Annotated in this window: 13 protein-coding genes; 7 read left to right on the forward strand and 6 right to left on the reverse strand. The window is 62.8% G+C overall.

Annotated elements, in window-relative coordinates:
- Positions 1-12: 12 nt before the first annotated feature.
- The 4 genes from QZL63_RS11575 to QZL63_RS11590 all read left to right on the forward strand — a co-directional run bounded on the left by QZL63_RS11575 (position 13) and on the right by QZL63_RS11590 (position 7729).
- Positions 13-2076: a RagB/SusD family nutrient uptake outer membrane protein gene (locus tag QZL63_RS11575; RefSeq protein ID WP_022309449.1), complete on the forward strand. Its 2064-nt coding sequence runs from the start codon at positions 13-15 to the stop codon at positions 2074-2076.
- 25 nt (positions 2077-2101) lie between these two features.
- Positions 2102-2920: a DUF3823 domain-containing protein gene (locus tag QZL63_RS11580; RefSeq protein WP_022309450.1), complete on the forward strand. Its 819-nt coding sequence runs from the start codon at positions 2102-2104 to the stop codon at positions 2918-2920.
- 95 nt (positions 2921-3015) lie between these two features.
- On the forward strand, positions 3016-5196 hold the full coding sequence (locus QZL63_RS11585; RefSeq protein ID WP_022309451.1) for a DUF4350 domain-containing protein: 2181 nt from the start codon (positions 3016-3018) through the stop codon (positions 5194-5196).
- 31 nt (positions 5197-5227) lie between these two features.
- A complete protein-coding gene (locus QZL63_RS11590; RefSeq protein WP_022309452.1) occupies positions 5228-7729 on the forward strand; it encodes a glutaminase domain-containing protein in 2502 nt (833 codons plus the stop codon).
- A 125-nt stretch (positions 7730-7854) separates the two neighbouring features.
- Here QZL63_RS11590 and QZL63_RS11595 read toward each other — a convergent pair whose 3' ends face one another.
- From QZL63_RS11595 to QZL63_RS11620, 6 genes are read right to left on the reverse strand one after another with little or no spacing between them, the layout of a single operon-like run.
- Complete coding sequence (locus QZL63_RS11595) at positions 7855-8535, reverse strand: ABC transporter ATP-binding protein (protein WP_290587284.1); 681 nt, start codon at positions 8533-8535, stop codon at positions 7855-7857.
- Positions 8536-8584: 49 nt separating this feature from the next.
- Complete coding sequence (locus QZL63_RS11600) at positions 8585-10987, reverse strand: ABC transporter permease (protein ID WP_022309454.1); 2403 nt, start codon at positions 10985-10987, stop codon at positions 8585-8587.
- Between the two features lie 18 nt (positions 10988-11005).
- A complete protein-coding gene (locus QZL63_RS11605; RefSeq protein WP_022309455.1) occupies positions 11006-13417 on the reverse strand; it encodes an ABC transporter permease in 2412 nt (803 codons plus the stop codon).
- A gap of 18 nt (positions 13418-13435) precedes the next feature.
- The gene (locus QZL63_RS11610) at positions 13436-15826 is read right to left on the reverse strand and encodes an FtsX-like permease family protein (protein WP_022309456.1); all 2391 of its coding nucleotides are present in this window, start codon (positions 15824-15826) and stop codon (positions 13436-13438) included.
- Between the two features lie 12 nt (positions 15827-15838).
- Positions 15839-17101, reverse strand: a complete 1263-nt coding sequence (locus QZL63_RS11615) for an efflux RND transporter periplasmic adaptor subunit (protein ID WP_022309457.1) — start codon at positions 17099-17101, stop codon at positions 15839-15841.
- A 22-nt stretch (positions 17102-17123) separates the two neighbouring features.
- Positions 17124-18563, reverse strand: a complete 1440-nt coding sequence (locus QZL63_RS11620) for a TolC family protein (protein ID WP_022309458.1) — start codon at positions 18561-18563, stop codon at positions 17124-17126.
- Between the two features lie 261 nt (positions 18564-18824).
- Here QZL63_RS11620 and QZL63_RS11625 point away from each other — a divergent pair, with 261 nt between their 5' ends.
- The 3 genes from QZL63_RS11625 to QZL63_RS11635 form a co-directional block, all read left to right on the forward strand.
- A complete protein-coding gene (locus QZL63_RS11625; protein WP_022309459.1) occupies positions 18825-20180 on the forward strand; it encodes a sigma-54-dependent transcriptional regulator in 1356 nt (451 codons plus the stop codon).
- On the forward strand, positions 20177-21490 hold the full coding sequence (locus QZL63_RS11630; RefSeq protein ID WP_022309460.1) for a sensor histidine kinase: 1314 nt from the start codon (positions 20177-20179) through the stop codon (positions 21488-21490). The genes QZL63_RS11625 and QZL63_RS11630 overlap by 4 nt, the downstream gene beginning before the upstream one ends.
- Before the next feature lie 99 nt (positions 21491-21589).
- On the forward strand, positions 21590-22177 hold a 588-nt coding region (locus QZL63_RS11635; RefSeq protein ID WP_290587248.1), incomplete at its 3' end, for a hypothetical protein.

Genomic DNA, 22177 nt, shown 5'->3' on the forward strand with positions numbered 1-22177 from the left:
AAACCGAAAGCAATGAAAAAAACGATCATATCCGCACTGCTGGCCGTCTGCTGCCTGACCTCGTGCGTCGATCTGAACATCGCCCCGAAAAACTTCGTCTCGGACAACGACCTCATGTCGAGCGAGTCGGGAATGAACATCTACATGGCCCGCATGTACAGCTACATGCCCTTCGAGGACTTCAAGTACATGGCCAAATGGGGCCTCAACTTCAACTCGTGGCTGGGAGCCCTCGGCATCGAGGGAACCGGCGAGGCGCTGAACCGCGCCAGCGACCTCGGCTCGGCCTTCACCGGCGAGGACACCCCCTACTGGGGAACGGCATTCACCACGCTGCGCGATGCCAACTACCTGCTCGAGCGGCTGCCCGACTTCCAGAGCAACTTCGCCGAAGTCACCTATAACCACTACCTCGGCGAGGCCTATTTCGTCCGCGCGATGGTCTTCTATGCCATGGCGCGTCGGTTCGGCGGCATTCCGCTGGTGACGCGGGTCATCGAGTACCCCGCCAGCTCGGACAAACTCGAGGTGGCCCGTTCGTCCAAGGAGCAGACCTGGGACCAGATTCTCGCCGACTTCGACAATGCGGCCCGGCTGCTCAACACCACCAGCCTCAAGGAGGGCTATGCCAACAAATACGTTGCTCTGGCCTTCAAGTCGGAGGCCATGCTCTATGCCGGCTGTGTGGCCAAATACAATGAGACGGTATCGGGCCGTCTGACCGGACTGGGCGAGAAGACCGGCGTGCGCGTCATCGGATTCGATGCCGGAACGTGGGAGGCCGCCTCGAAACGCTACTTCCGCGAGGCCTACAAGGCCGCCCGCGAGGTGATGACCGAAGGCGGCTACTCGCTCTACAAGAAGAAGTGGGCGGCCGGAGATCCCGAAGCGCAGTACCAGAACATGGTGGAGATGTTCAGCGACCTGAGCAGCCCCGAGAACATCCTGGTCAAGCAGTACTCCTACCCGACCATGACCCACGGACTCGACGCCTACAGCTCGCCCTACATCTTCCGCAGCCCGCTGTCGGCCGGAACCTGTCCCACGCTCGACTTCCTCGAACTCTTCGACGGATTCGACCGCTACGACGACGGTACGGTGCGTGTCACCGACGGTGTGTCGAACGCCCAGGGCAACTACCTGCTCTACGACTCGCCGATGGACTTTTTCAAGAACGCCGAGCCCCGTCTGCGCGCCTACGTCATCTTCCCCGGCGACCAGTTCAAGAGCCAGGAGATCGAGGTCCGCGCCGGCGTATACACCGGAAGCACCCCGATCAAGCCCTTCTTCAGCGACTACTCGTACAACTCCTACGAGACGCCCTACGAGAAGCTCTCGCTCTACACCGACGCTTCGAACAAGCAGCTCTACCTCTCGCCCAATGCGGACAGCCAGCAGGAGAAGGTCGAATACAACGGCTCGACAATGACCGCCGCAGGAGCCAACGGTCCGTTCTACAACAACGGCGAGGCAACCGTGACGGGACTCTACCTGCGCAAGTACCTCAAGGATGACCCGTCGTTCACGCCCGACGAGGGCAAGTCGGACCAGCCGTTCATCCTGATGCGCTATGCCGAGGTGATGCTCAACGCCGCCGAGGCAGCCGTCGAGCTGGCGCTGGCCGGAGAGCCGTCGCCCGACGGTTCGGACCTGATGCAGGTGGCCACCGACGCCGTGAACGAGATCCGCGAACGTGCCGGAGCCGAACTGCTCGAGTCGAACATACAGCCCACGACCGAAGGCCGCAACATCGTGCGCAAGGAGCGCCGCAAGGAGCTCGCCTTCGAGCACAAGACCAAGTGGGACCTCCGCCGCTGGAGAGTATGGCACTACGAGGGCCGCGACGGCTTCTGGGGCGAGACGCGCGACAAGAACACCTACAGCAACAACGCCAGCTACCGTTTCCGCGGGCTCTATCCCTTCTTCTCGACCCAGGCCGGGAAGTGGTTCTTCGACGCCCACTTCCACTGGGTATCGCGCTTCACCCCGTCGTTCAGCATCCTGGACTACTACTTCGCCATCCCGAGCGGCGAGGTGAGCAAGAGCTCCTACATCGACCAGCAACCGAACCGATAACCGTTTCACGAAACTCATGAAAAAGATGAAAAGATACCTGTTGCATACACTCGCATGCTGCGCATCGCTTGCGCTCTGCTCGTGCGAACTCTTCGAAGTGGACAACTACGAGGCTCCCGGCGAGACGCTCCGCGGAGAGGTCGTGGACAAGGCCACGGGCAATCCCGTGCTCACGGATCAGGGTTCCGAGGGAATCCGCGTCCGGCTGACCGAGCTCAGCTGGGGCCCCAACGTACAGCCCAACCCCGACTTCTACTGCCGCCCCGACGGCACGTTCCAGAACACGAAACTCTTCAAGGGAACCTACCTGATCGAGGTGGACGGACCGTTCATCCCGCTCATCCGCGAGACCGAGGAGGGCATTCCCCTGGCCGACGAATCGAAGGAGATGGAGATCAAGGGCGTGACCGAGGTCCGTTTTGAGGTCGAACCGTTCCTCAACGTCGAATTCGTCGGCGACCCGATGGTCAGCAACGGCAAGATCACGGCCCGCGTGCGCGTGACGCGCGGCGTTTCGGAGGATATCTTCCGCGAGAAGATCGAACCGATGGGCAGCTACGACGACAGCTTCCAGAACGTCACCGACATCCAGCTCTTCGTCAGCTACTCCTCGACGGTCGGATACCGCGCCCGCGACGAACGCTGGTCGAACAAGATCGAATACAGCGGATCGGAGTTCGAGTCGCTGCTCGGCGAGCCCGTCACGATCAAGTCGCTCGGCACGATCCCCTCGGGCCGCAAGGTCTTCATCCGCGCCGCCGCCCGCATCAACTACGACACCCCGAAGGGCAGCGGAACCCGCCGCTGGAACTACAGTGCACCCGTCGAGGTGATGATCCCGTAAACAGAGGATACAAGATTAAGGTTTAAGACCGGAAATCCGGTTTTAAACCTTAATTTTGTGATACGAACCGACAAACATCCCAAAGAACCGACATGATGAATCTACACGCAGCCATCCTGTGTCTGGCCGCCGCGGCGCTCGTTGCTCCGGCGCAGGCCCAGACGGACCGGAAGGTGAAGACCACCTTCCAGACCTCCCGCGAATGGAGGCCCACAATCGACAACCGCGCCGATGCCGTGATGGTATACGGCGTCGGAGGCAACCCCTCGGACAAAGACGGCAACCGCAATTTCGAATACCGCGTCCGCTCGTGGCGCGACCGCGGATACACGGTGCACTTCATGACCGGAATCGCCTGGGGCGAATACAAGGACTACTTCACCGGCGAGTGGGACGGACGTCCCCACCTCGACGAAGGACAGGTGCAGCGCAGCGGTGACACCATCTGGCACGGACATCTGGTGCCCTACATCGTCCCGACCGACAACTACCTGACCTACATGAAGGAGCGCCACGTGAAACGGGTCATCGACGCCGGCATCGACGCCATCTTCATGGAGGAGCCCGAGTTCTGGGCCCGCGCGGGTTACAGCGAGGCCTTCAAGAGGGAATGGAAAAAGTACTACGGCACCGAGTGGCGCCCCCAGCACGAATCGCCCGAGAACACCTACCTGGCCAACAAGCTCAAGTACCAGCTCTACTACAATGCCCTGCGCGAGGTCTTCACCTTCGCCAAGGAGTACGGCCGCAGCAAGGGGATGGATGTGAAGTGCTACGTCCCGACCCACTCGCTGGTCAATTACTCGCAGTGGCAGATCGTCAGTCCGGAGGCGAGTCTGGCCTCGCTGCCGTGCGTGGACGGCTACATCGCCCAGGTCTGGACCGGCACCTCGCGCGAGCCGAACTACTACGACGGAAGGCTCCGCGAGCGCGTCTTCGAGACGGCCTACCTCGAATACGGATCGATGGAGTCGATGACCGCACCGACCGGCCGCAAGATGTTCTTCCTGACCGACCCGATCGAGGACTGGCCGCGCGACTGGGCCGACTACAAGCGGAACTACCAGGCCACATTCACCGCGCAGCTGCTCTACCCGAACATCGCCGACTATGAGGTGATGCCGTGGCCCGAGCGCATCTACGAGGGGCTGTACCGCACCAGTCCCGACAGCGAGAGCAAGGAGCGCATCCCGCGCCACTACTCCACGCAGATGCAGGTGATGATCAACACGCTGAACGACATGCCCGCAACCCGGACGAAGGTATCGGGAAGCGGCGGCATCGGCATCCTGATGGCCAATTCGCTGATGTTCCAGCGCTTCCCGACCCACGACGGATACGAGGATCCGCAGCTGGCCAACTTCTACGGCCAGGCCCTGCCGCTGCTCAAGCGCGGCGTGCCCGTGAAAACGGTCCACATCGAGAACCTCGCCTACCCCGAGGCGCTGGCCGACACGAAGGTGCTGCTGATGTCCTACTCGAACATGAAGCCGCTCGATCCCGAGGCGCACGAACACCTCGCCGCATGGGTGCGCCGGGGCGGCGTGCTGGTCTACAGCGGCCGCGACGACGACCCGTTCCAGCGCGTCGCGGAGTGGTGGAACCAGAACGGGAACGCATACGCGGCCCCGTCGGACCACCTCTTCGAACTGCTGGGCATCGGCTCCGCCCCCGAGGCCGGGGAGTATGCCTGCGGGAAGGGCACGGTCTGCATCCTGCGCAACGACCCGAAGGAGTTCGTTCTCGAGAAAGGCGGCGACGCCCCGCTGGTCGAAACGGTCAAGCGGCTCTATGAGGGCAAGGCCCGCGGCGGCGAGCTGGTCTTCAAGAACAACTTCCGCCTCGAGCGCGGCACCTACGACCTGGTCGCCGTACTCGATGAGAGCGTAAGCGACGAACCGGTGCGAATCGAGGGCCGTCTGATTGACCTGTTCGACCCCGAACTGCCGGTATGCCGGTCGCGCGAGATCGCCCCCGGAGAACAGGGCTTCTTCCTGAACGTCGATCGGGTGAAGAATCCCCGGAAAGCCCGCGTATTGGCCTCGGCAAGCCGCATCTACGACGAGCAGCACGGCAAGCGCTCCTACGCCTTCGTGGCCAAGAGTCCCGTGAACACGACCAACGTCTCGCGCGTGCTGCTGCCCGAATGCCCGAAACAGATCCTGATCGACGGACGCGCAACGGCAACCGACGGCTGCTGGGACGAAACGACACGCACCTGCCTGATCCGTTTCGAGAACAACCCCGACGGCGTATCGGTGCGGATCACCTGGTAAACGAACACACAAACCCACACGGAAAAGAACGATGAACAGATTCCTTTTACTGCCGCTCTGCGCTGCAGCCGCCCTCACGGCCGGCTGCGGGCACGAGGCGGCGCAGCACGACGCAATCGCGAGCACACTCCGCGCTCCGGCCTACCCGCTCGTGACGATCGACCCCTACACCAGCGCATGGTCGATGACCGACAACCTCTATGACGGTCCCGTGAAACACTGGACCGGGAAGGACTTCCCGCTGATCGGCGTACTCAAGGTGGACGGCATCCCCTACCGTTTCATGGGCACCGAAGAGGTGGAGATGACCCCCGTGGTGCCGACCTCGCAGCAGAGAGCCTGGGAGGGACGCTACACAACGGCGGAGCCCGCCGAGGGATGGCAGCGCCCGGGATTCGCCGACAAGGCATGGAAGAGCGCCCGCGGCGCCTTCGGCACGAAGATCAACGAACCGACCGCACAGACCGACTGGACGGACGAGCACATCTGGGTGCGCCGCACCTTCACGCTCGACGAGCCGCTCGAGGGACGCACGGTCTACATGGAGTTCTCGAACGACGACAACGCCGAGTTCTACATCAACGGCATCAAGGTGCATGAGACGGGAGCCACGTGCAACAAGAACGCCGTGGTGAAGCTCCCCGAGGAGGCCGTGCGCAGCCTCGCGAAGGGCGAAAACCTGATCGCCGCACACTGCTGGAACCCGGTGGCCAACGGGCTGCTCGACTTCGGACTGCTCGTGCAGAAGGAGCAGCACACGCTGCTCGAGAGGACGGCCGCGCAGACCGGCGTGGACGTACAGGCCACGCAGACCCGCTACACGTTCACGTGCGGCGACGTGGACCTGCGCCTTACGTTCACCGCACCCCTCATGCCCGAAGACCTGGAGCTGATCAGCCGTCCGGTGAACTACATCTCCTACACCATAACGTCGAACGACGGCAAGGCTCACGACACGGAGCTCTACCTCGAGGCATCGCCCCGCTGGGCGCTCGACCAACCCTATCAGGAGTCGGTCGGCGAGCGTTTCGAGCAGCAGGGGCTGCTCTTCGTCAAGGCCGGCAGCAAGGAGCAGAACATCCTGGCCAAGAGCGGCGACGACCTGCGCATCGACTGGGGCTACTTCCTCCTCGCCACGGAGGCCGACGCCGCCACCTCGGCAAGCCTCGGGACCAGCGAGGAGCTGCGCCGCGCCTTTGTGGAAGGGACACCGGCACCCGATGCCGCAAAGGGCGAAAACGAGCGGGCCACGATGGCCTTCACCCGCAAGTTGGGCACGACGAAAGAGGCCCGCGGAAAATGGCTCATCGGCTACGACGACATCTACTCGATCCAATACTTCGGCGAGAACCTGCGTCCCTACTGGAACGCTGCGGGCGACCGCACGATCGTGGACGAGTTCCGCGCCGCCCACGAAGAGTACGACGAACTGATCGGACGCTGCTGTGCCTTCGACCGCGAACTGATGACCCGGGCCACGGAGGCCGGAGGCCGGAAGTATGCCGAACTGTGCGCCCTGGCCTACAGGCAGTCGTTCGCCGCGCACAAGCTGGTGAAGGGACCCGACGGCGAGCTGCGCTTCTTCTCGAAGGAGAACAACAGCAACGGCTCGATCGGCACGGTGGACATCACCTACCCTTCGGCCCCGATGTACCTGCTCTACAACCCGGAACTGGCCAAGGGCATGATGAACCACATCTTCGACTACAGCGAAAGCGGACGCTGGACCAAGCCCTTCCCGGCCCACGACGTCGGGACCTACCCCCGGGCCAACGGCCAGACCTACGAAGGCGACATGCCCGTCGAGGAGGGCGGCAACATGCTGATCCTGACGGCGGCCGTATGCGCCGCGGAGGGCAATGCCGACTATGCGGAAAAGCACTGGGAGACGCTCACGACCTGGACCGACTACCTTGTGGAGAAGGGCCTCGACCCCGAGAACCAGCTCTGCACCGACGACTTCGCCGGACACTTCGCCCACAATGCCAACCTCTCGATCAAGGCGATCCTCGGCATTGCCGCCTACGGGCGCATGGCCGAAATGCTCGGCAAGGACGACGTGGCGCAGAGCTACACCGCAAAGGCACGCGAAATGGCCGCCCGCTGGGCCGAAATGGCCGACGACGGCAACCACTACCGCCTGACGTTCGACAAGCCCGGCACGTGGAGCCAGAAGTATAACATCGTCTGGGACAAGCTCCTCGGGCTCGGCATCTTCCCCGATTCGATCGCCCGAAAGGAGATCGCCTACTACCTCACACGGCAGAACCGCTACGGACTCCCGCTCGACAGCCGCGAGACCTACACGAAGACCGACTGGATCGTCTGGACGGCCACGCTGGCCGAGGACCCGGCCACCTTCGAGGCATTCATCTCGCCGCTCTACGACTTCATGAACGAAACGGTGGACCGCGTACCGATGTCCGACTGGGTCTATACCGACAAGCCCAACCGCCGCGGTTTCATGGCCCGCTCGGTCGTCGGCGGATACTTCATCAAGATGCTCGACCTGAACGCGGCAAAGGAAGAATAGCCGCGCGCAACACCCGGCAGCAACCGTAAGGGAGGCCGCCCTCCCGGGCGGCGGCCGGACAAGACAACGGAAAACGGGCCGGATCGTCTGAAAGCGATCCGGCCCCGTCGTTTGTCCTGCAGCGGTCACATGCGGTTGGTGAGGTCCTTGACCAGCTCGCCGTCGAACAGGTGCAGCACACGGTGGGCGAAGGTCGAGTCGTACTGCGAGTGGGTCACCATGATAACGGTCGTCCCTTCGCGGTTCAGTTCCGAGAGAAGCTCCATCACCTCCTGTCCGTTCTTCGAGTCGAGGTTTCCGGTGGGCTCGTCGGCAAGAATCAGTTTCGGGTTGGCCACCACGGCGCGGGCGATGGCCACACGCTGCTGCTGGCCGCCGGAGAGCTGCTGCGGGAAATGCTCGGCGCGATGCGAGATGTTCATGCGGCTCAGGATCTCGTTCACGCGGCGCTTGCGCTCCGAAGCCTTCACTCGCAGGTAGATCAGCGGCAGTTCGACATTCTCGAAGACGTTCAGTTCGTCGATGAGGTTGAACGACTGGAAAACGAAGCCGATGTTGCCCTTGCGGAAGGAGGTGCGCTCCTTCTCGCGGAGCGCGGCCACCTCGCGGTCGAGCAGGCGGTAGCTTCCCGACGTGGGGTTGTCGAGCAGGCCCAGGATGTTGAGCAGCGTCGATTTGCCGCAGCCCGAGGGGCCCATGATGGCGACGAACTCGCCTTCGTTCACTTCGAACGACACGCCGTTCAGGGCGATGGTTTCGATCTCTTCGGTACGGAAAACCTTGCGGAGGTTCTCTACTTTCAGCATAGCCATATCAGATGTTTTTTAAGTAAGATGTTCTGTTTTTGCATTTCGGTTATTCGGATTTCACGGAGTCGGCAGGATTTTCGTCGGCCGTGCGCCACGAGCAGAAGGTGACGGTTCCGATCGTCACGAGCAGCACGGCGGCGAAGGCCGCGGCGAAGACCCACCAGTGGATCGGTGTGCGGTAGGCAAACGACGCAAGCCAGCGGTGGACGATCCAGAGGCTCAACGGCGCGGCAATCACGAAGCTGACGACAACCAGCCGAATGTAGTGGCGGTTGAACAGCCGGAGAATTTCGCCCGTCGTAGCCCCCATGACCTTGCGCACGGCCACCTCGCGGCGGCGGTGCTGCGTCTCGAAGAGCACGATGCCGAAGACGCCCATCAGGGCGATGACCACCGAGAGCAGCGTGAAGAGCCCCACAACCGTGGCCAGCCGCCGCTCCTTGGCATATTCCTGGCCCAGCTCCTCCTCGAAGGTGCGGATCTGGATCTCGCCCGGCGTCAGGTGCGGATCCGTCTCGGCAATGCACTGCCGCAGGTAGTCGGCCACACCCTCCACGTCGGCCTCGGGACGGTAGCGCAGGTAGAGCAACTGCGATGCACGGCCACCGTTCTTGTGTGACATCTCCTCGGGAATGACATAGAAGACGAAGGGAACGACGTTGTATTGCATCGGCCGGAAGTGGAAATCTGCGCAGACACCCACCAACGGGTCGTTGCCGCAGAATCCGCCGATCTCATCACCCAGTTCGAGTTTGTATTCATTGCGGGCAGCCTCGTTGCAAATCAGCATGCCGGTCTCCTTGTGTTCGTCCGATTCAAGGAAATCGCGGCCGTCGGTAATGGTAATACCCATCATCTTGAGGAAGTTCCAACGGACGATGTAGGCCTGCAGGATGATGGGTTCATCCTTATATCGACGCCCCCACGACATTCTGTTGGCACTTACCAGACGGCCTTCGGCTCCCGTGACATCGACCACGCGCGGATCGGCCAGCAGCCGGTTGCGCAGGGCGTCGTAGCCCAACGCAGCCTTTTCGGAGAGCTGCACAGCCATCATGTTGCGGCGGTCGAAGCCCATCTCCTGCCGCAGCATGAAGTTGTGTTGGAGGAGGATGAATCCCGTGGCGATGATGAGCCCCATCGAGATGGTGAACTGGAAGCCCAGCAGCAGCGTGCGCAGCCGCCGGCCACCGGCTGTGCCCGAGAAGGCCCCCTTGACCACCATGGCGGGCGGGAACGAGGTGATATACCACGCCGGATAGAGGCTCGCTACAAGGGCCATGACCACCGCCACGGCAAGCAGAATGCCGATAACCGGAAGGTTCTGCGCCAGATTCAGCGGTGCGGAGATGTAGCTGGCCAGTTCGGTGCTCTGGATGGCGAAGGAGAGGTACCACGCCAGCAGCAGGGCGATGACGACCAGCCCCACGGCCTCGAAAACGAAGCCGAAGCGCAGCGAGGAGTTCGGGGCGCCGAAAACCTTAAAGGTATTGACCGTGCGGATGCGGACGGGCACCAGCGCGAAGAAGAAATTGACAAAGTTGATGAAGGCCAGCGCAATGACCAGCAGCGCGATGCCCAGCAGTGTATAGGTCGTTACGAGCGACCCTTGGGCGCACGGCACGCGGCTGTCGGACTCGAAATAGAGGTCGCGGATGCACGACAGACGGACGGGATCCGTGTCGAGATGCCCCTCCTCGTTGGCCTCTCCGGGATTCATTTCAATGAAGAACTTTTCCCACCCGTCGGCTACTGCGCCGGGGTCGGTTCCGGGCTGGAGCCGGACAAAGTAGTTGTAGCTCCATTCCGAGGGTTCATCGAGCGACCGGTCGCCCAGATCCATGGCCATTTTGCAGTCGGCCAGCAGCGAGTTCTGAGGGAAATCCTCGAAGACAGCCACCACTTCGTAGGCATTTTCAGCCGAAGGCTGTTCGGTGTCGCACCAGATCATGTCGCCGATACCGACGCCCAGTTGTTCGGCCGTCGAGCGCGAGATGATGACGCTCTGCGCGCGTTTCAGGTCGTGGACGTCGCCCGCCACAGGTTGGAAGTCGAAGACGTCGAGCAGCGACAGCGAAATGAAGCCCGAATAGGTATTGAAGCGGTCGTAACCCATCTTCGAGGCGTTTTCGCGCAGCACGACCGTGGGGCCGAAGCCGCTCCAGGAGCAGCCTCCGGCCTCGATGGCCGAAGTCGAGGAGATAAGCCGTTCGGAGAGAGGTCGATTAATCCATGACTGCCAGGCTCCGGGCTCATACCAGTCGGTGGTTTCGATCAGATAGATGCGCTCCGAGTCCCGGAGCGTCCGGTTGTAGGTCATCTCCCAGCGGACCTGCACCAGGATGATGTAGCAGGCCGTGAAGGCCAGCGTCAGGCCGATGATGTTGAGCAGCGACGAGGCCTTGTAGCGCCGCAGCGTCGTGAGGAAGTTTCGCAGAGCGATTTTCATATGCGGAATTTGTTTTGATTATTCGGATTTAACGGAATCGGCGGGATTCTCGTCGGCCGTGCGCCACGAGCAGAAGGTGACGGTCGCCACCGTAACGAGCAGCACGACGACGAAGGCCGCGGCGAAGACCCACCAGTGGATCGGCGTGCGGTAGGCAAACGACGCAAGCCAGCGGTCCACGATCCAGAAGCCGACCGGCGCGGCAAGGATGAAGCAGACCGTAACCAGCACGACATAGCGGCGGTTGAAGAGGCGGAGCACCTCGGCGGTCGTGGCGCCCATCACCTTGCGGATAGCCACCTCGCGGCGGCGGTGCTGTGTCTCGAAGAGCACGATGCCGAAGACGCCCATCAGGGCGATGACGACGGCCAACACCGTGAAGAGCCCGACGATGGTCGTGATGCGCCGCTCGCGGGCGTAATGGGCATTGATCTCCTCGTCGAAGAACCGGAAATCGGCAACCTCGCTGTCGGGATCGAATTTGCGGGCCTTCTCCCGGATTCCCTCACAGACAGCATCGAGGTCGAACCCGGCGGCCAGACGCACGTAGAAGCGGGACATGCGCGTTTGCCAGCAGGTACCCGTAACGAAGGCGAAGGGCTCGGTGAGATACTGCAGCGGGCGGTAGTGGATGTCGGGGCAGATGCCGATCACCTCTCCCTCGTCCAGCCGGCCGCCGACCTTGAGTCCTTTGCGGGCAAGCAGGTCATTGACAATGAAGCGCGCCGTCGAGTCGCGGTCGTGCTCGGGCCGGAAATCCTCGCCGGCAAGGACCGGAATGCCCAGCACATCGAGGAAGTTGCTGCGGACGAAGCGGACATGGATGCCGACCTCTTCGTCGTTGATCTTGCGCCCGAAGACCGAAATGGCCTCTGCTACGAAGCGATTTCCGGATGCCGTGACGCCGGCGATCTGCGGATCAGCCTGCAACGAGGAGGCAAAGGTATCGAACGAGTCGGGATTGGAGAGTTTCGACGAGGGGAAATAGAACGTCAGCACCTGTTCATGGTCGAAGCCCAGGTCGAAGCGGCGCACGTAGCGTTGCTGCAGCAGCGTGCAGACCGAGAAGACGATCAGTCCGATCGCGACGATGAACTGTACGCCGAGCAGTGCCGTGCGGAAACGTCGGCCCGCCGTCGAACCGACGAACGACCCCTTGGCGGCCATCGCCGGATTGAACGAGGTGATATACCATGCCGGGAAACTTCCGGCAACGAACGCCGCGACAAGCGAAACGCCAAGCGAAATACCCAGCACGGGAAGGTTGTCGCCCAGCGCGAGCGAACTGCTGACATACGAGGCGAATTCGGTGCCCTTCAGCGCGATGGCCACATACCAGGCACAGAGCTGTGCCAGGAGCATGAAGCCGAAAGCCTCGAACAGGAAGCTGAACCGCAGCGAGCGGGTCGGGGCCCCGAAGACCTTGAGGATATTGACGGCCCGCAGCCGCACGGGCACAAGCGCGAAGAAGAAATTGACAAAGTTGATCAGGGCAATCAGGATGATGAGCATCGCGACGCTCAGCAGCGAATAGGTCAGCGTGGCCGAACCGATCGGAAAGTCGTCCGCTTCGCCGGCAATACGGCGGTCGAAATAGAGTCCGTCGAGCGGAAGCAGCGCGCAGGCGCGCGGATCGTTCAGCTCCTCCTCGCTGATCTCCTCGCCCCAGACCGAGGCCATGCGCTCGAGGTAGTCGCGGTAGATCGAGAGGTGGAGCTCGGACCAGCGCCGCGCAACCGCATCGGGGTCGGCCCCTGCATGCAGGCGGACGAAATAGCAGTCGTTCCAGTTGTTCGGCGAGTCGAGATCCTGATCGCCGACATCGACAAGGCCGACGATGCGGGCAAAGGAGCTGTTTGCCGGGAAATCCTCGTAGAGGGCCACCACCTCCTTCTGCACCTCGGGACGTCGGTTCTCCTCGTCGCCGAACCAGAGCACGTCGCCGACGCGCAGGCCGAGCCGGTCGGCCTGCGAACGAGCAAGAGCCACCGTGTTGGGCCGCGACAGCGCCTTCAGATTCCCCTCGATGGTTTTCAGACCCAAAGCCTCGACAAAACCGGCCGATATCTCGTTGAACGCCCCCTGAAGGCGGAGCAGGTCACCGCCCCGGCGCACCCAGACCGGCTGTTCCCAATACCATATCCGGATGCAGCCGCCGGCCTCGATTTCGGGCGACTGAGCGATGAGCTGTTCGCTCTCGGGCCGCGGCGAATTGATCGAAAGGCCCGTCTCGTCGAACGGCGAGCAGGGCGCCACAAGGTAGATACGCCCGGCATCGGGAATGGCGCGGTTGAAGGTCATCTCCCAACGCACCTGCACCATGATGACGTAGAAGGCCGTGAAGGCGAGCGTCAGGCCGACGATGTTGAGCAGCGACGAGACCTTGTAGCGCCGCAGCGTGGTGAGGAAGTTATGGAACGCGATTTTCATAATACACAAGGGTTCAGATCAGTTTTTGAGCGATTCGACGGGGTCGCCATCGGCGGCACGGCGGCTCTGCCATCCGACCGAAAGCAACGCCACGACGGCCGCAAAAAGTCCCGCGGCGAGGAAAATCCACGGCGAAAGGGCGATGCGCACGCTGTACTCCTCCAACCAGCGGCCCAGCCCCCAGGCAGCAACCGGCACGGCAATGACGAAGGCTACGCCCACGAGCGTCATGAAGCTGCGCACCAGTCGCGCAAGCATCTCGCGGCGCGAAGCCCCGAAGACGCGGCGCACGGCGATCTCCTGACGCTTCTGCTGGATGTAGTAGGCCGCCATGGCGAAGAGCCCCAGCGAGGAGATGAGCAGCGCCACGAGGGTGAACAGCCCGATGATGCGCAGCAGGCGCCGCTGCGCGGCGAAGTCGTCGGCAATCTCGTCCGTCAGGTAGCGGGCGGCGAAGGAGCCGCCGTCGGTTGTCTGCCGGAAGAGCTCCTCGGCCACGCGGTAGGCCGCAGCATGATCCCCGCGGGTCTTCACGAGGATGTTCCAGGGATAGAATCCGTCGGGATCGTTCACCTCGCGCAGCAGCGCCGAGGTCGGGGCATCGAGCGCCGTGCCGACCTGGAAGTCGCGGTAGATGCCCGCAACGACAACCGGATAGGAAAGGTCTTCGCCTACCTTGAATTCGGGAGCATCCTCTGCAATGCCCAGCTCGCGCAGGGCATACTGGTTGATGAACCAGACATTCGAGTCCCAGAAGTTTCGGGATGCGGCACTCTCGGCGGCAACGGCCACATGGTTGTCACGCAGCCGTTCGAGATCCAGAATCCGGAAATAGGTCGAGTCGCCGATAAAGACCTGGAACGAGACCATCCGGTCGGGGCCATACGCGATGGTATTGTTGTTACCGCGGTCGTGGGGCGTTCCGCATCCAAGCCCGACGGCCTCGACCTCGGGCTGCGAGTGCAGCGCATCGCAGAAGCGGCGCATCGCACTCCGGTCGGGGAAAATGTCGGTCCCGATATTGAGGATGTCGCGCGTCTCGTATCCCAGCGGGGCGTTCACCAGATGGCGGATCTGGAGTCCGATGGCGATCGAGGCGGCAAGCAGGGCTATTGTAATGACATTTTGCAGGGCGATGAGCACCCGGCCGTAGACCGTCTTGGCATGGCGGCGGAAGGTGCCGCGCACAATGTCGATGGGCTGATAACGCGCCACGAGCAGAGCCGGCACCAATCCCGAGATCACACCCAGCACGACGACGGTGAACAGGCACCAGCCCGCTGCCGGCCATGAGATGTCGCCCCAGACCGCGACCTTCGAGCCGAGGAGTTGCGAGGCCCACGGAACGAAAAGTTCCGCAATGCTCGAGGCGATAATCAACGCGGCGGCACAGAAGAGCGGCGATTCGAGAATCCACTTGAGGAAGATGTCGCCGCGCGAGGCGCCCAGCAGCCGTCGGGCCGCCATCTCACGGGCCCGGAAGCCGGACTGTGCCACCGTGAGGTTGATGTAGTTCATCACGGCGAAGACGAGTACCACCAGCCCCACACCCAGCAGAATGTGGAGGAACGAGCGACTGCCGTGAGCCAGTTTGTTGGAGTTATTGACCGGATCGAAGTAGAGTTCGCGGAGCGGAACGAGCCGCACCTGCGAGACGACATTCCCCTGATAGGGCCAATAGATCTCCTTGAAGAAGGAGAGCATGTCGGGGGCCTTGGCCTGCAGGTCGGCACCCTGGCGTTCGAGCAGGAACGTAACGCCGGCGCCGCTGTTGGACATGCGTTCGTCGTTGGCCGCATTGGTCTCGGTAATGCGCTCGGCGCGCATGACGATGTCGGCCGCAGGGATCGTCGAGCGCTCGATGTCGCGCATCACGCCGCTGACGACATAGACACGCTCGTCGTTGTCCACGCGGAGCGTCTGTCCCAGCGGGTTGAACGTCCCGAAGACCTTGCGGGCGAATGACTCCGAGAGGACGACGTTCTCGCGGGCCGCAAGCGCCTCCTCACGCGAACCTTCGAGCAGCGTGAAGTCGAACATCCGGAAGAAGGTTGTGTCGGCGTAGAGCACCGAGGCAAGAAACTTCTGCCGGCCGATCTCGACGGGCGTCGTACCCGCATCCGAATCCTCGAAGAAGGCCACGGCGCAGGTCGATTCGATCTCCGGGTAGCGGTCGCGGAGGTGTTTCTGGAGGTAGTAGCCGCTGGTCACCGACTCCTCGGAGCAGACGGCATAGATGCGGTCTGCTTTGGTCTGATAGTTATCGACTGTGAACTGGCGGACCGTGTAGTCGGCCACAAGCAGCACAAAAGCCAGTGCAAGGGCCAGTCCGATGAAATTGACGGCCGTATAGAGGCGATTGCGGCTCAGGAAGGTGAACCACGAACGGAGATTTAACTGGCGGAACATGGGCGAAGAGACTTACTTGTTGAGAATCAGCACGTCGTTGGCACCGTAGTTTTCGTAGCCCGAGACGATGACGCGCTCGCCCGGCTCCAATCCTTCAAGCACCTCGTAGTATTGGGGGTTCTGGCGCCCGATGCGGATCGTGCGTTTGTAGGCCCGGTCGCCCTCGGGCGCGAGAACGTAGATCCACGCACCGCCCGTCGTCTGGTAGAACGATCCGCGGGGGATGATGACGGCGTCGGTCGGCTGGCCCAGTTCGAGGTGCAGGTAGTAGGTCTGGCCGCTGCGGATGTTGCGCGGATGGGCCCCCGCGAAGGTGAAGTCGGCGCGGAACTGTCCGTTGCGCACCTCGGGGTAAACCTTCCGAAGGCGCATCGTGAAGGAGGTGTCCTGCCGCTCGAAGGTGGCGTCGAGCCCCGCACGCACGCGGTCGATGTAGCTCTCGTCGATCTGTGCCTCGACCTTGTAGTCCGACAGGTCGTTCACCTGCCCGATCTTCTGCCCCGAGGAGACCGACTGCCCCAGCACGACGTCGAGCAGCCCCACCTCTCCGTCGATCGGCGACTTGACCTGCAGGTTGTCGATCCGCTGGCGGATGAGCTGCATGTTGCGCTTCATGTTCTCGAGGTTGTCCTCCATCTGCTCGATCTGTACCGTGCGGTAGAGCGAATCCTGCACCTGACGCTCGATGTTCAGCTCGCGCTTCTTCGCGGCCAGTTCGTAGTCCTCCTTCGACTGGAGCCACTCCTCGCGGGCTATGAGGTTACTGCGGTAGAGCTCCTCGTTCTGCTGCCAAGTGCGGCGCTTGCGCTCGACGTCGAGATCCAGCTGCACCTTGTCGAGCCGCAGGTCGAGCTTCTCCTGCTCCATCGAGATGAGCGTATTGCGCAGGATGTTCTGCTTCTCGGCCAGCTCGGCCTCGCTGTTCAGGATCTCGAGCGTCAGCGACGTGTTGCTCAGCTCCACGAGCACGTCGCCCTTGCGGACCGAGGCGCCCTCCTCGACCACGAGCCGCTCGACGATGCCCGCCTCTAGGGGGCTCAACTGCACGGTCGTGATGGGCTGCACCTGTCCCGTGACGCGGATGTAGTCGTTGAACTCCCCGCGCACGACCTCGCCGACCGAGATCGTCCGGGCATCGACGCGCAGCGTCGAGGAGTGGTCGCGCACGAGCAGCCACACGACGAACAAAAGGAAAATACCGCCTGCGAGGTAGGGAACGCCCCGCCGGGTGAAGAGGGCCCGGAGCCCTTTTTTCTTTTCAATGCGAATATCCATGGTCGTAACGTTTTGTCTGGGTTTATCGGATCAGCGGCTCGCCGTTGTAGTAGGCCACCAGGCGCACCTTGACGATGTACTGCAGGCGTGCGCGCAGCCGCTCCGAACGGGCTTCGAGCAGCCGGTCGGCCGCCGTCTGCAGGTCGAGGGCCGAAACCATGCCGCGCTCGTACTTGCCCGAAACGGCCTCGTAGGCCAGCTGCGCGGCGTCGCTCTTCTTCGAGGCCTGCACGAACTCCTTGCCGTAGCCGAGCATCTGCTGGTAGGCCTGCGCCACCTCGCTCTGCAGGGTGCGCAGCGTCTCGATGCGGTTCTGCTCGGCGATGCGCCAGCTGTTGCGGGCGCGGTTCACCGAGGTGCGGCGCGAAAGGCCCCCGAAGATCGGGATCGACAGCTGTGCCGAGACGTAGTAGCCGCGGTTGTCGCGGAACTGGTCGGGGAAGGAGGCATAGAGCGACCGGTCGTCGAGACTCATGAAGAAGTTGGTCGAGTAGCCGCCGCCGACGTAGAGCGAGGGATAGAGATTGCCCTTGGCGATGGAGAACTGCAGCCGCGAGTGGCGCACGTCGTGGCGCGCGGCCACGGCCTTGGGGTTGTTCTCCAGCGCGTAATCGAGCACTTCGTCAAAAGGTGCGACCCCGGCCGGAGTCTCGACAGGCGGGTCGGTCACGATGCGAAGAGGCCGGTCAGCCGGATAGTTCATCGCCTCGGAGAGTGCGATCTCGGCCAGCGCGAGGTTGTTCTCCTGCTGCGTCACAAGGTAGTCGTCCGAGGCGCACTGCGACTCGACCTCCGCCACGTCGGCAGCGCTCTTCAGCCCCAGTTCAAAGAGCTTGCGGCTCTTCGCGAGCTCGGCCGTGCTGGTCTCGAGCTGCTCGCGGGCCAGACGCACGCTTTCGGTGTAGTAGACCGCATCGAAATAGGCCTCCATGGTCTTCAGGGCGATCTCGTCGCGGGCCAGCTGCAGCTCCTCGACCCCCTGGCTGCGCATCACCCGGGCAGCCCGGAGCGTGTTGATGCGCGTAAGGCCCGCAAAGACGGGCATCTGTCCCGAAAGGGAGTAGGAGTTGTCGAAATTCGAGACGTCGGTATAGGTGTTGGTCTCGGGATCGACCGAACGGCCGAAGCTGGTCGAGGCGCCGACCGTCCCGCTCACCGAAGGGACCAGCGCGGCAACCGACTCGATGTAGTCCTGCCGGTAGCTGCGGTTGGTGTAGTCCTGACGACGCACCGCCGGACTGTGCTCGACGGCATAGCGCATGCACTCGTCGAGCGTCATCGGCTTCGACTCCCCCGCCGGAACGGCTCCGTCCAAGGGAACGGCAACGGCGAGCGAATCGGCCGAGACGTCCGGATCCGGGACTCCGGGATGGGCCGCAGGGGGTTCTGCGGCCGAGGAAGCAAAGACCTCGAAGAGGATCCTCGGGATGGTGACCAAAACTATCAGAAGCGTTCGTTTCATATCATACGGATTTCACGGTTCGTTTGCACCCTGTTTACCTGCCAACCCGATGCCAAACAACGCAAAACACTACAATACAGCATTTTACTATTCATATCGGCAACACCAGGTGTAAAAAATATTGACACACGCGTAAAAAATGTGGACAAGAAGCATTTTTTTCGATGGCAAAGCACTAATTTTAACCCCGGGAAACATCCCGGAACTGCCGGAATGCCCCGTTCCCGGGGCGGGACCGGACTCCGGCCAAACGCAAGACTTATGACCAAAGAGGGAACCCTGCTCGTCGTGGACGACAACCGCAGCATCCTCGCAGCGCTGCAGCTGCTGCTGGGCAACCATTTCGAACGTGTGCTGACGCTTCCGTCGCCCAATCAGCTGATATCGACCCTGCGCAGGGAGCCGGTGGACGTCGTGCTGCTCGACATGAACTTCACGGCCGGGATCAACACCGGCAACGAAGGGTTCTACTGGCTGCAGGAGATCCAACGCAACCGGCCCGACGTCAAGGTGGTGCTCTTCACCGCCTATGCCGACATCGACCTGGCGGTGCGGGCCATGCGCGACGGGGCGGTCGATTTCGTGGTCAAGCCCTGGGACAACGAACGGCTGGTCACCGCCCTGCGCAACGCCTGTTCGCTGGCCCGCTCGCAACGCGAGGTGAAGCGTCTGAAGGAGATCAAGCGCGAGCTGACGCAGGAGGAGCCCATGTTCTGGGGAACGAGTTCCGCCATGATGCGCATCCGCGAGATCGTCGAGAAGGTGGCGGCCACCGATGCCAACATCCTCATCACGGGCGAGAACGGCACCGGCAAGGAGATGCTCGCCCGCGAGATCCACAACCGCTCGGCGCGCCACCGCGAACTGATGGTCTCCGTGGATATGGGAGCCATCCCCGAAACGCTCTTCGAGAGCGAACTCTTCGGCCACGTCAAGGGGGCCTTCACCGACGCCCGCGCAGACCGGGCCGGCAAGTTCGAGGCGGCCAACGGCGGCACGCTCTTCCTCGACGAGATCGGCAACCTCCCGCCGCACCTGCAGTCGAAACTCCTGACGGCACTCCAGAGCGGACGGATCGTGCGCGTGGGCAGCAACACGCCCGTCAAGGTAGACATCCGCCTCATCTCGGCCACGAACCGCGACCTCTACGGCATGGTGGCCGAGGGCCGCTTCCGCGAAGACCTCCTCTACCGCATCAACACGATCCACATCGACCTTCCCCCGCTGCGCCAGCGGCGCGAGGACATCCTCCCGCTGGCCGAAGCCTTCCTGCGCCGCTATGCCGCCAAGTACGGCAAGGCGATCGAAGGGTTCGACGAGCAGGCCCGGAGCGCAATGGAGGCCTACCCGTGGGCGGGCAACATCCGCGAGCTGCAGCACACGGTCGAGAAGGCCGTGATCCTCGGCGACGGCCGGGCGATCACCCCGGAGATGCTGCTGCTCCGCCCCGCGCAGCCGCAACCGGCCGCAGCCGGCATCACAACCCTCGACGAAATGGAGCGCTCGATGATCGCCCAGGCCATGTCCCGCTGCAACGGCAACATGACCGAGGTGGCCCGGCAGCTGGGCATCACCCGCCAGACGCTCTACAACAAGATCAAACGATACGGCCTATGAAACGACCGAAAGGCATAGCCTACGGCCCGATGATCGCCCATTCGGGCGTGCTGGCCGCAGCGGCCCTGGCCAGCGGATGGCTGGTCGCGCGGCAGCTCTACCCGCTGCTGCTGGTCAGCATCCCGCTCATGGTGCTGGAGTTCTGCCGGATCCTGCGCTGCTACGGCGATTCGGTGCGCCGCGTCACCTTCATGTTCGACGCCATCGACAACGACGACCTCACGTTCCGCTTCAACGAGGACCCCTCGAAGGTGGACAGCACGATGCTCAACGCCGCGCTCAACCGCATCCGCGAAATCCTGCTCCGCACGAAGCTGCGGGCCGAGGAGCGCGAACGCTACTACCAGCTCATCATGGAGTGTGCCCAGACAGGACTGATCACCATCAACGATACGGGCAGCGTCTACCAGGCCAACGGCGAGGCCCTGCGGATCTTCGGACTGCAGCGCATGACCCACATCCTCCAGCTCAAGGAGTCGGCCCCCGAGGTCTTCCGCGCACTCGGGTCGATCCGCCCCGGCGAAAAACTCCGCGTCTCGTGCATCACCGAGGCGGGCGAGATGGCCCTGACGCTCGGCTGCTCGGAGATCACGCTCGAGAAGCAGCGGCGCCGGGTCGTCTCCGTGAGCGACATCAACAGCGAACTGAACGAGATGCAGGTCGAGTCGTGGAGCAAGCTCACACGCATCCTCACCCACGAGATCATGAACTCGCTGGCACCGATCACCTCGCTCAGCGACACGCTGCTCCACATCGGGAGGCCGCTGGATTCCGACATCGAGCGGGGCCTCGACACGATCTCGGCCACCAGCCACCGGCTGATGACCTTCATCGAGGGATTCCGCCGCTTCACCCGCATTCCGGAGCCGCAGCGGGAGCCGTTCGAGGTACGCGAGCTGATCCGGCAGGCCGTGGTGCTGACGGCAGCCGAAAAGGACGGGGTCCGCATCCGCACCGACATCGAACCGGCCGACACGATGATCTATGCCGACAAGGCCCAGTTGGGCCAGGTAACGGTCAATCTGCTCAAAAACGCCCGCGAGGCGGTCGCCGGACGGAGCGACGGCGAGATCGAGATCCGCTCGCGCATCGATGCGGCGGAGCACGTCGTCATCGAGATCAGCAACAACGGCGGAGCGATTCCCACCGAGGTGACCGAGAACATCTTCACCCCCTTCTTCTCGACCAAGCCCGACGGGTCGGGCATCGGACTGAGCCTCTCGCGCCGCATCATGCAGCTACACGGCGGATCACTCCGCCTGACGGCCAACACCGACCGGAAGGTGACCTTCACGCTGCGGATCGGATAGCCGGCAAACGACATCCGGGATAGTGACAAAGACCGTCCGTGTCATTGCAGGAATGCCGGTTTTCGCTATCTTTGCCCCGAACGAAACCAAACCGTCCGAATGAAACCCGTACGTCTGCTTCTCACCGCTGTGACAGCCGCAACTGCCTTCGCCTGCTCACCCCGCCACGGGATCGTGGCCACGTTCACCGGATTCCGGAACGACACCGTCGTCGTTCGCTCGCAGCCCTTGAGCCGCTACGGAACGGCAGCGGCCGAGAACCCGGGCATCTGCATGGACACCCTGCTGCTCGACGCCGAAGGTCGCCTGCAGGCCGACCCGGCAGTCGAAGAACCGACCCTCTTCATGCTACTCCCGCTGCAGTTCACCGAGGACGGGATGACGCTTCCGGGCGGCAGTTTCTCTTTCGTACTCGATCGCGGGGAGCGCATCGAACTCAACGCCGCATCCGAGACAGGTTGGCTGCGCATCGAGATCGTCTCGGGCTCGGAAACCAACCGGGATCTGGCCGAATACACCAACCTGTGGAACCCTGCCGGCGCCGCGATGGGCACCGTGCAAACCGAACTCATGCGCCGGGCGCAGCAGGGCCTCGATCCGGGTGACAGTCTCCGGCAGGCCTATCGGAGCTGCATGGAACAGGCCCTGGAGATCAACCGGAGGGACAACGCCGCACAACCCGACCGC

Origin of the sequence: Alistipes sp. CAG:268 (assembly GCA_000434235.1) — a bacterium.
Classification (GTDB): domain Bacteria; phylum Bacteroidota; class Bacteroidia; order Bacteroidales; family Rikenellaceae; genus Alistipes; species Alistipes avistercoris.